2 protein-coding genes and 2 pseudogenes are annotated in these 1,839 nt (G+C 49.6%); all 4 read left to right on the top strand.

What is annotated here, in order from left to right; all coding sequences use genetic code 11:
- Window positions 1-338: pseudogene (locus tag BN161_RS27525) on the top strand (conjugative transposon protein TraJ); the annotation flags it as partial.
- Window positions 339-367: 29 nt separating this feature from the next.
- On the top strand, window positions 368-991 hold the full coding sequence (gene traK / locus BN161_RS27530) for a conjugative transposon protein TraK (protein WP_044272448.1): 624 nt from the start codon (window positions 368-370) through the stop codon (window positions 989-991).
- 2 nt (window positions 992-993) lie between these two features.
- Window positions 994-1,284 carry a TraL conjugative transposon family protein gene (locus BN161_RS27535; RefSeq protein WP_394332321.1) on the top strand — a complete coding sequence of 97 codons (291 nt, stop codon included), beginning with the start codon at window positions 994-996 and terminating at the stop codon, window positions 1,282-1,284.
- 6 nt (window positions 1,285-1,290) lie between these two features.
- Window positions 1,291-1,839 (top strand): annotated as a pseudogene (locus BN161_RS27540) (conjugative transposon protein TraM); the annotation flags it as partial.

Consider the following 1,839-nt stretch of genomic DNA (forward strand, 5'->3'; position numbering starts at 1 on the left):
CCCGGTATATCGGGATTTATCTGTGGCTGCCGGTTTCGGACTTGTTCAGTGCGGTGCTTGCCCGTATTCAGGTATTGATGTTAGAAAAGGATATTGTGGCACTGGAAGACCCGAATTTTATACCGGACAGCTCGAACGCGGCTTACATCATATTCATGTTGATAGGGATCATCGGGTATTTCACGATTCCGACCGTATCGGGATGGATCATTCAGAACGGCGGTGCGGGAAGTTACGGGAAGCAGGTCAATTCGTGGGGACTGAAAGGCGGCAAAGGGGCTGCGGCAGTGACGGGAGCCGCCGTCGGTCATGTTTCGGGAAAGTTAAGAGGTAAATAATCAGTTGAAAATCAAATAATCTTATTAAGATGGAATTTAAGAGTTTGAAGAATATAGAGAGCAGTTTCCGGCAAATACGGATGATTGCGTTGGTATTCCTCGTGCTGTGTACGCTGGTGGCGGGGTACAGCATCTGGAGTTCGTACAGCTTTGCGCAAAAGCAGAGGGAGAAGATTTATGTATTGGATAACGGCAAGTCGCTGATGCTGGCTCTGTCACAAGACCTTTCGCAAAACAGACCGGTGGAGGCGAAAGAACACGTGAAGCGGTTTCATGAGTTGTTCTTCACGCTTTCACCGGACAAGGATGCGATAGAGGGAAATATCAGAAGGGCGCTGTTCCTCTGCGATGAGAGTGCTTTCAGGTACTACAAGGATTGGAGCGAGAAGGGGTATTATAACCGGATCATCTCGGCGAATATCAACCAGACTTTGCAGGTGGACAGCATGGCATGTGACTTTGACCGCTATCCCTATCAGGTGACGATGTACGCGCGGCAGATGATTATCCGTGCAAGTAATGTGACGGAACGAAGTCTTATTACCCGGTGCGGGTTAATCAATTCGGTACGGTCGGATAACAACCCGCACGGGTTCACGATGGAGCGGTTCGAGATTCTGGAAAACAAGGATGTACGGGTACTGGAAAGATAGGCATGATGATACGGAAGAAAATCAATGAATGGCAAGACCGGATGGATGATGGTTTGCGCCGCATGTGCGGAAGGCTGACACCGGAAAAACAGTTGGCAGTCACGCTCACGATGTTGTTAGGATTCAGTGCGCTGTCTATCTATTTCACGGTTTCGGGTATTTACCGGATGGGAAAAGAGGAAGGCGAACGGTTGCAGATCGAGCATATCGAACAAATGAAACTGCATCAACAGGCGGATAGTGTCCCTTATCCCGTTCGGGAGAGTTCAGGAAGTAATAATATGATAAAGTAAAGAGCAATGGAAGATAATCATATCAATGAAGAAGGTACGGTACTGGAGGAAGGTATCGTACAGATAGAAAAGGAAATGGTGACGGAGGAAGTCCGGGAAACTGCCGGAGAGGATGCAGCCCGACAACCGGCAGGGAAAAAGGAGAAGCCGAAAGAGAAGGAACGCAAGGAACTGACACCGGCGGAAGCTCAACGGAGAAAAAAGATGCTGGTGTATCCGCTGCTGTTTCTCGTGTTCGCAGGTGCCATGTGGCTGATTTTCGCTCCTTCTTCGGGTGGAGAGGAAAAGGAAGTGCAGCAGGGATTCAATATCGACGTGCCGCTCCCCAAAGAAAAGGGATTGCTGGATGACAAGAAGGAGGCATACGAGCGGGATGCCTTCGAGAAACAGCAGAAGTCGAAAATGGGGACTTTGCAGGACTTTGAGATTGCCATCGGGCAGACGGAGGAAACCCCTATCGGGGATTCAATGGAAGAACTGCCGCCGGAACCTGCACCACGCACGGGTAATTCGCCGATCCGTTCTTCGGCGGTTGCTTATAAGGATATAAACAAG

Origin of the sequence: Bacteroides timonensis, assembly GCF_000513195.1 — a bacterium.
Taxonomy (GTDB): Bacteria; Bacteroidota; Bacteroidia; order Bacteroidales; family Bacteroidaceae; genus Bacteroides; species Bacteroides timonensis.